The 8,937-nt window shown below is 37.8% G+C and carries 7 protein-coding genes and 1 tRNA gene; 3 read left to right on the forward strand and 5 right to left on the reverse strand.

All coding sequences use genetic code 11. The features are described 5' to 3' along the window. Entirely contained in the window at positions 1-2,598 is a 2,598-nt protein-coding gene (locus E0W68_RS12855) for a DEAD/DEAH box helicase family protein (RefSeq protein WP_135219844.1), read from the forward strand. On the opposite strand, the gene E0W68_RS12860 is transcribed toward E0W68_RS12855, so the two are convergent. Then, positions 2,595-3,029: a JAB domain-containing protein gene (locus E0W68_RS12860; RefSeq protein WP_135219845.1), complete on the reverse strand. Its 435-nt coding sequence runs from the start codon at positions 3,027-3,029 to the stop codon at positions 2,595-2,597. The genes E0W68_RS12855 and E0W68_RS12860 overlap by 4 nt on opposite strands. Positions 3,030-3,237: 208 nt before the next feature. Then, positions 3,238-3,311, reverse strand: a tRNA-Ala gene (locus E0W68_RS12865). A gap of 122 nt (positions 3,312-3,433) precedes the next feature. Here E0W68_RS12865 and E0W68_RS12870 point away from each other — a divergent pair. Beyond that, positions 3,434-4,204, forward strand: coding sequence for an enoyl-CoA hydratase/isomerase family protein (locus E0W68_RS12870; RefSeq protein ID WP_135219846.1), 771 nt, complete (start codon positions 3,434-3,436; stop codon positions 4,202-4,204). 148 nt (positions 4,205-4,352) lie between these two features. Here the strand turns inward: E0W68_RS12870 and E0W68_RS12875 are convergent, their stop codons facing one another. Beyond that, positions 4,353-7,190 (reverse strand): T9SS type A sorting domain-containing protein, encoded by a 2,838-nt coding sequence (locus E0W68_RS12875; RefSeq protein ID WP_135219847.1) that lies wholly within the window; start codon positions 7,188-7,190, stop codon positions 4,353-4,355. Positions 7,191-7,378: 188 nt separating this feature from the next. Continuing rightward, positions 7,379-8,017 (reverse strand): 2OG-Fe(II) oxygenase, encoded by a 639-nt coding sequence (locus tag E0W68_RS12880; protein WP_135219848.1) that lies wholly within the window; start codon positions 8,015-8,017, stop codon positions 7,379-7,381. A 110-nt stretch (positions 8,018-8,127) separates the two neighbouring features. Between E0W68_RS12880 and E0W68_RS12885 the strand changes: the two genes are divergently transcribed. Further along, a complete protein-coding gene (locus tag E0W68_RS12885) occupies positions 8,128-8,577 on the forward strand; it encodes a 6-pyruvoyl trahydropterin synthase family protein (RefSeq protein ID WP_135219849.1) in 450 nt (149 codons plus the stop codon). A 78-nt stretch (positions 8,578-8,655) separates the two neighbouring features. On the opposite strand, the gene E0W68_RS12890 is transcribed toward E0W68_RS12885, so the two are convergent. Continuing rightward, positions 8,656-8,937, reverse strand: a 282-nt coding sequence (locus E0W68_RS12890) for an OmpA family protein (RefSeq protein WP_135219850.1), incomplete at its 5' end; no start/stop codon positions are given.

Below are 8,937 nucleotides of genomic sequence, written 5' to 3' on the forward strand. Positions count from 1 at the left end.
ATGGCAGAGGACAGATTAGATAAAATTTTTGATGTTTTAGTCGAAAATGATGTTATAGATAAAGAAGCCGTTTCGGCAGTTATAAAAGAGAACCTCAAATTTGAATTGCGCCCCTATCAAATAGAAGCCTTTACACGCTTTAATTATTACCTCAACGACTATAAAAAGCGTAGGAAACCCACGCAATTACTGTTTCACATGGCTACAGGCAGCGGTAAAACGCTGGTTATGGCAGGTGCAATGCTGGAGCTTTATAAAATGGGGTATCGCAACTTTATATTTTTTGTAAATACCGATACCATTATCCGTAAAACAAAAGAGAACTTTTTAAACCCGCTTTCATCAAAATATTTGTTTAGTAACAATATTAATATAGACGGGCAAAATATTACGGTTAAAGAAGTCCAGAATTTTGAAAGCATTAATAACGATGATATAAATATATTGTTTTCCACCATACAGGGCTTACATACAAAGCTGAATAACCCACAGGAAAACAGTATTACATTTGATGATTTTTTTGATAAAGAAGTAGTATTAATATCCGATGAGGCACACCATATAAACACGCTTACTAAAAAGAAATTAACAGGAAGCGAATTAGAAGTTAGCCGAAGCTGGGAAACTACCGTAACACGCATATTTGAGGCAAATGTAAATAATGTAATGCTGGAGTTTACCGCTACCTTAGAGCTAACCCACCCCAACGTAGCTGCAAAATATAACAGTAAACTGTTATTTGATTATCCGCTTAAAGAGTATCGCGCCGATGGATATTCAAAAGAGGTGCGAACTAATCAAATAGATTTTGATGTAACAGACAGGGCTTTGGTTAGCATTATAATAAGCCAATACAAAAAGAAAATATTTTCGGACAACGGGCTACTCATAAAACCCGTTGTAATGATGAAATCGAAAACAACCAATGAAAGTGCCGAAAATGAAGTAAACTTTATTAACGCCGTTAAAAACCTCAGCGTTGAAACATTCAGCAGGTTAAAAGGTTTACAAAATGAAACCCTGCAAAAAGCCTTTACCTATTTTGATACACTTGGCATAACAAATAATAACCTTATTGATGAGTTGAAAGATGATTTTTCGGAGGATAAAATAATATCCGTTAACTCAAAAAATGATACCGATGAAAAGCAAATCGTTATTAACAGCTTAGAGGATAAAAATAATGAGTACAGGGTAGTATTTGCCGTAGATAAACTAAATGAAGGCTGGGATGTACTCAATTTGTTTGATATAGTGCGTTTATACAATACAAGGGATGCAAAAGGAGGCAAGCCCGGTAAAACCACAGTACAAGAGGCGCAATTAATCGGGCGGGGTGCAAGATACTATCCTTTTGTAACAGCCGAAGGTCAGGAACGCTACAAACGCAAATTTGATAATGATTTGGATAATGAAATGCGTATTTGTGAAACATTGCATTATCATTGTTCACATAACCCCCGATATATTGAAGAGCTTAACAACGCACTCAGGGAAATAGGAATTATCCCTGATGAGCGGGTTGAGGTCGATTTAGTACTTAAAGATGATTTTAAGGAAACACAACTGTATAAGTCGGGTTTTATATGGCTCAATAAAAAGGTTGATAACAGCCCCGCACAGTTATTGGAATATAAAGAGCCAAACATAAAAAAAAGCCACGAATACCGTCTTAAAACAGCCGTATCGCAGGAAACTACGGTTTTTAGCGATGCCGAAATTAAAACCTTACGACCCGCAGAAAGCAAAACGCAAAACCACCAACTTATAAATTGGGATAAAACAATAGTAAAAAAGGCAATGAATGCTTTACCGTTTTTCCGGTATAGTAACCTCAAAGAGTATTTTCCAACCATTAATTCAGTAGATGATTTTATAAAAAAATACTTAGCCGATGTTACCGTAACGGTATCGGGGTTGGCAAAAGATGTAAAAGAGCTTACAGCATATAATCAGTTACTAATTGCTAAAAGTGTATTTACTGATATTTCTAACGAGATTAATGTAACGTTTGGCAGGTACTTAGGTACAAAAGCATTTTATAAAGAGCCAATAAGAAAATATTTCAGAGATAAAAAGCTATCGTTTGCACTTAATGAAAACGGGGATGCTGAAACAGGAAGGGCTACTTTACGGGCTAATATACCGGAGAAATTCTATATAAACCTATTGGCTAAAGACTGGTATGCCTATAAAGAGAATTACGGCTCATCTGAAGAAAAATTCTTAGTTAAGTTTATAGATGCTGAAATGGAAAGTTTACAGAAGCGATTTAAAGAAGTGTATTTGCTCAGGAATGAACGTTTCTTTAAGTTATACAGGTTTAGCGATGGTAAAGCAACAGAGCCGGACTATGTAATGTTTATGACCGATAAGAAAACAGATGAAAATCTCATCTATCAGTTATTTATCGAACCAAAAGGAAGTCAATTATTATTGAATGATAGTTGGAAAGAAGATTTCCTTAAAGAAATAGAGCATGAGGCAAAAGTTGAGTTATTCCAAAATGAACGTTTCAAGTTGATAGGTATGCCGTTTTATAATGAAGCTGAAAGGAAAACAGAGTTTAAGAAGAAACTGGATGAGGTAAGTGGTTAACTTAAAACTTCAAGAATATCTAAACCAAACATACTTGTATATTCTTTTGATTCGTCAATTATTATATGGTCTAAAAGTTTAATATTTAATGTATGCGCGCCGTATGCTATTTTTCGCGTTAGTTCTAAATCGCTTTCACTTGGTTGTAGGTTACCACTTGGATGGTTATGGCAAATTATAAGTTTTTTGCACTTTTTAGAAACGGCAAAGCTAAACACCTCTACAGGGTCAACATTGTTTTGGTTTAAAGTCCCTATTGTTAATAGTTCGATGTACTCTATATCGTGATTAGTACTTAACCCAATAGCCCAAAAATATTCCTTTTTACGATGAAGCCTATTTTGCCTTAAAAGAATTTTACGCATTATACGCGCTATATCTTTTGTATTGGCAATATGTATATCTTCATCTTTTGGTATTCGTACATTCATCCCTTAATCTTTTTTCCAAAGATAGTTAAACAGTAAAAACATTTTATTTTTTACAGCAAACTAAATCAGTTTCTATAAAAAAGTTATCAGTAAAAGAAAAGAAGTTGTTTTTAGGCTGTATTAAGAAGTTAAAAAAGCCTGAACTGTCAACGATATTGTCAACCTAAAAAACAAAACCCTTACAATCAGCAGATTATAAGGGTTTTTGTGGAGAAGATGGGAGTCGAACCCACGACCTCTTGCATGCCATGCAAGCGCTCTAGCCAGCTGAGCTACATCCCCGTTATTTTTGTGATGGCAAATATAATGCAAATCACAATCATTTTACAAATACTGTCGTAAAGTTTTGTAAAATTGTTTAACTACTGCCATATTTGCTTTAATTTTACCGTAAAACTATTAAAATGACAACTACTAACCGACCTGACGGGTCACTTTATACCAATATTGAAAACCACATTGCTACGGTAGAGTTTGGGCATCCTGCCAGTAACTCCTTTCCATCGGTGTTATTACAACGCCTTACAGACGAAATTACCACACTGGGCAATAATACTGATGTGCATGTTATTGTACTAAAAAGCGAAGGTGAGAAAGCCTTTTGTGCCGGAGCCTCGTTCAACGAACTACTGGGCGTTTCTAACTACGAAGAAGGTGCTATTTTCTTTTCAGGGTTTGCCAATGTAATCAATGCTATGCGTACTTGCCCAAAACTTATTGTGGGGCGCATACATGGCAAAGCTGTAGGCGGTGGTGTAGGGCTTGCCGCAGCCTGCGATTATGCACTGGCAACCGAACAAAGTGCCATAAAACTATCGGAGTTTACCATAGGTATAGGTCCGTTTGTAATTGCTCCTGCCGTAGAGCGAAAAATGGGTAATGCTGCGCTTGCCGAGATGACTATTGCCGCCGACGAATGGAAAAATGCCTATTGGGCAAAAGAAAAGGGGCTCTATGCCAAAGTATTTGAAAACATTGAAGACCTTGACAAGGAAATTGATATATTAACAACCAAACTGGCGGGTTACAACCCCGAAGCCCTGCATGCCATGAAAAAAGTATTATGGGAAGGTACAGAATCATGGGGTGCACTGCTTGCCGAGAGAGCAAAAGTATCGGGCAGGCTTGTGCTGTCTGACGCTACAAAAAAAGCACTCGAACCTTACAGAAAGTAAACTAACATATAGTAATTACAATAAAAAAGGGCTTAGCAGTTTGCTAAGCCCTTTTTGTCATTTTGATGAAGGAAGAATCTATTGTTTATTAAATAATTGAGATTCTTCACTCCATTACATTCCGTTCAGAATGACATTTTTTATATAATTACTGTTTTACTATTTTAACCGATTTTGTGGCTCCGTTTTCCAGTTGTACATTCAATATATAAGTACCGGCAGCAAGTGCTGACACATCAAGTTGTGTGCTTTCGGCATTTACTTTTTGGCTTACTACTTTTTGTCCTAAAAGGTTAGCAACTTCTATATTTTCTATAATACCCTTGTTTGTAACTGTTATTACAGAGTTAGCAGGATTAGGATATACTTTTAATGTTGTTGTGCCAAAAACTGCTGTGCTAAGAGCCTCATCTACCGTTATGGCAAGCGTTTCGCTCTCACAGTTTTCAAGCGTTTGTGTAACATAGTATGTTTCGCCATCAACCAATACTGTGGCAGCATCAATACTAACCAGTTCTTCAGCTTCATTCATTACATACCAGTTTACAACAGCACTTTCATCAACTGCTATTGTTAACGTTGCTACAGTATCGCCAGCGTCAAATGCTTGTACTGCATTTCCTTCCGGTGCATCAGGTGTAGCATTAAGGGTAACATTTACCTCTACCCTGTCACTTTCGCAACCTTCTACCGTTTGCGATACAAAATACGATTCCGTTTCCAGTACTGTTTCTTCATTTAATGGCTCAGGGCTGTCGCCTGTGGCATACCAGTTTAATGAAGCTCCTTCTGCCGGTGTAGCCATTAGGTCTGCTATAATTGCACCATTGCAATAAGTTTGTTCAGTTGTTGCTGTCGGCACTTCGGTAACACTTATAGTTACATTTACTTCTACTCTTTCACTCTCACAACCTTCTATGGTTTGCGATACAAAATAGGAGCCTGCTTCAACTACTGTATCTTCATTTAATGCCTCTTCACTATCGCCCGTTGCATACCAGTTGAATGTTCCGTTTTCTTCGCCTTCGACATTCAAATCTCCAACTTCCGAGCCTACACACACAGCTTGTGCATTTGCGGTTGGTACAGGAGTTGTATTTAACGTTACGGCTACTTCTATTCTTTCACTTTCGCAGCCTTCTACCGTTTGCGATACAAAATAAGAACCTGTTTCCAGCATTGCTTCTTCATTCAGTACCTCCGGGCTGTCGCCTGTGGCATACCAGTTTATAGTACCATTTGCGGCAGCATCTGCATATAAATCTGAAATAACTGCTCCTGAGCAAAGTGATTGTGTTACCTCTGTTACAGGTAATACAGGTTCGGCAAGTGTAACTACTACAGCTTGTCTTTCGCTCTCACAGGTATATCGGTACTGCGATACATAATATGTTCCTGCTACAAGTGCTGTTTCGTCGGCAAGAGGTTCTCCGCCTGTTTCAACATCATACCAACGTATTGTAGCATTTTCATAATCCGGTTCAACAAACAAGTCCGCAACTGTACTGCCTGTACATAACGATTGGTCTTCTGCCTGTGGTGTAAGTGGTGTAATACACTCATAGGTTACCGTAACCGTCCAGCTATTATTATCTACAAAATTCCATGTATTATTACACCCCGAACCTCCATAGGTTCTCCAAGCTCTTAATTCAAACTCCACATCGCCTGTTGCACCGTTGGCAAACGTTAAACCAGTACGGTTGTATGCTTGTGTTCCTCCTGTACTGCCAACACCTGATGAAACGGCTGCCTCAGTAGTATTAGTTGTAGTACAAACCAATAGCGAACGTTGCTCTGATTTATAACCATTACTTGCTGTAGTCATAGTATAGGCTGTAGCTACCGCTCCTATTTGATACCCGTCAGGTACTGAAACAGTAAGTAATCCCGGACATGACGTGGTTGATGCCGTATTGGGGGTTGTGTTAAATAATGTATTTATAATACCTTCATCATATTCCGAAGAAATTTGCCCGGTGGTAAAAGTGGTAGAAACCCAGGGTCCTACATCTCCTGCACCACAATTAGAACGTACCCAAAAATAGTAGGTTTCTCCAATTTCCAGTTCTGAAAACTCAACAGTAGTCACATCAGAAGCCACATTACCTGTTAGCTCAGTACTTTCTGTTGGTGCATCAGCACTTGTAGAATAATAATAATCATAACCGTCTGCCGGTTCTATTATAGACTCTGACCATGTAACAGCTCCTGTTGTTATTCCTGAAACAGCAGTCAGGTCTTCAGGCGAAGGGCAACTGCCTAATAATTCTGCAGTAACTGCAAATATATTAGCCACTCCTTGCGCTGTAGAAGTTTTAGTAAACTGAATACTTTCTATTTCTTTTACTTGATTTTCAGTATCAATATTCAACAAAAGTTGGTACATTCTCGGATTGCCCGATGGATTTTCAAGAGCATTTGTAACCACACTCACACGACCAAAACCCGATGCGGCAACAGGCAGTACAGTACTGTTATACCAGTCTGGGATAACAGAGCCTGTTATGGTTTGCGAAGTAGCATCAGTAAAGTTAATAACAGCCGTTACAGTAGATGCCCCGCTGCCCGAAGTAACTAAAACATAAAGTTTTTTAGCGTTAACCTGGTTAGAAAAAACCAAAGTTCCTGTAGTAACGGCAGGCACAGGAGTAGTACCATGTATTCTTAAAGAATTATTTTCAGAATAATCGGCTAATTGAAAGCTTAAACCTGCCAAAGCTGCCGATGTTATAGTACCGCTTACAGGCAACCCGTAAGCCGGTGGTATTGATGAACCCGTAGGTTGAAAATCAGCCGCTACAAAGGCAAAACTGTCATTATCTACAATAGTAGTTGTTGATGCGGCAGCAGTATTAGCACCATTTGCAATCACATCTTCATTAAGTCCTGATGTAATTTCCAAATATTCATATTCCTGGGCAGTTATCGTTTCAAAAACAAAAAACGAGAAAAACCCGCATAGCAAAAGTAATTTTCTTTTCATAAAAGAGATTTTTTGGTTAGTTAATTCAAAACATAACAAATGTTAACAGATAAACATCTGTATATTAACAAATATAGTGTGTTTTTGTTAAGTAAATACCAAAATTACTCTGTTAAAAGAAGGGTAATAACAAACTTAGATAATAAAGTTATATTTCTATAAAAAAGTGACTAACTTCCTGAATAATATTAGAATAGGATTTCCGGTCTCGATTTTAGCCAACCCGTAATACTAAGGCGTTCCTGTTTTACAGGCTTAACCTCATGCTCTAAAATCTGACTTTCAAAAATAACCATCCGACCCTGTACGGGATATACATTTAAGGCCGTTTCTGTGTCCCCTTTTACCTGATAAAGAGTAAGTTCTCCTCCATATTCGGGCAACCAGTCTTCATGATTCAAATAACATACTATAGAAAGTTTCCGACGATTATCGTTCTGAAAAGTATCCAGATGCCTTTTGTAAAAAGTACCCGGAGGATATACCGCATAATGAAACTCTTGGTCGGCTATACCCATAAAACAAGTACGATTAAGATAGGCGGTAAAATCATTAATTTTATCAAAAAAATTACGCTCGGCAGCATTACAAGAGCTTTCATCAAGCCAAAAAATAAAATCACCCCTAATTGCTTCAACAATTACTTCATTAGCCATATTGCCAATAGCCGATTTTTTAAACATATCTTCTTCATACTTTGCCAAAAGGCTTTCGCGGAGTACCAATACCTCTGCATCCGAAAAAAAATTTTCAACAACACTGTATTGCTGCTCCACAAGGTCAGTTATAACCTTTTCATATAGTGGATTAAATCCCGTTTCATTCATAAGGTATTATTTAAAAAGCGAGCAAAGATAACTTGAAAAACAATACGCTGTGTTAATAAATTATTGCTGTGGTTTTATTTAGTAAATTTGCAACTTTAACATCTTTACTTATGAGTAAAATAAGGATTACCAAACAGTTTACATTCGAAACCGGGCATGCACTTTACGGTTACGACGGCAAGTGCAAAAATGTTCACGGGCATAGCTACAAATTATCAGTTACAGTTATAGGTACTCCCATAACAGATAATAACCATGTAAAATATGGTATGGTAATCGATTTTGGCGACCTGAAAAAAATTGTAAAAGAAGAAATTGTAGATGTTTTTGACCACGCTACAGTACTCAACCAAAACACACCGCACATAGAACTGGCAGAGGAGCTGAAAAAACGCGAACACCATGTTATATTAGTAAGCTACCAGCCCACAAGCGAAAATATGGTAATCGATTTTGCTCAAAAAATTAAAAACCGCCTGCCCGATACGATACAATTACACTCATTAAAATTGCAGGAAACCGAGAGTTCATACGCAGAGTGGTATCAAAGCGACAATTAAAATATAAAAACAAAACCCCCACTTTTCAGTGGGGGTTTTTTATATTATGCTATCGTGTTAATAAAACACTGTTGCGGTTTATTCCTTCGTCATTTCCACGATAATGAATTCCGAACGTCTGTTCTCAGCATGCTGCTCTTCCGTACAGTTTTCACCACAGCTTACCTTAGGCTGGCTCTCTCCGAAGCCTTCACCTGAGATACGCTCTTTGGCAATCCCCTTAGAGATTACATACTGCACCGTAGCTTTAGCTCTTCTGGAAGATAATCTCATGTTGTACTTGTCGCTGCCACGGTTATCCGTATGCGCTTTCACCATAATCACCATCTTCTGGTCATCTTTCATCAACTCTACCAGTTT

This window comes from Flavobacterium salilacus subsp. salilacus (genome assembly GCF_004634195.1).
Classification (GTDB): domain Bacteria; phylum Bacteroidota; class Bacteroidia; order Flavobacteriales; family Flavobacteriaceae; genus Flavobacterium; species Flavobacterium salilacus.

Excerpts from the sequence above, each read along its gene's own strand:
- E0W68_RS12855 (WP_135219844.1), top strand. The coding sequence starts at position 1 with ATGGCAGAGGACAGATTAGATAAAATTTTTGATGTTTTAGTCGAAAAT.
- E0W68_RS12860 (WP_135219845.1), bottom strand. The coding sequence starts at position 3,029 with ATGAATGTACGAATACCAAAAGATGAAGATATACATATTGCCAATACA.
- E0W68_RS12870 (WP_135219846.1), top strand. The coding sequence starts at position 3,434 with ATGACAACTACTAACCGACCTGACGGGTCACTTTATACCAATATTGAA.
- E0W68_RS12875 (WP_135219847.1), bottom strand. The coding sequence starts at position 7,190 with ATGAAAAGAAAATTACTTTTGCTATGCGGGTTTTTCTCGTTTTTTGTT.
- E0W68_RS12880 (WP_135219848.1), bottom strand. The coding sequence starts at position 8,017 with ATGAATGAAACGGGATTTAATCCACTATATGAAAAGGTTATAACTGAC.
- E0W68_RS12885 (WP_135219849.1), top strand. The coding sequence starts at position 8,128 with ATGAGTAAAATAAGGATTACCAAACAGTTTACATTCGAAACCGGGCAT.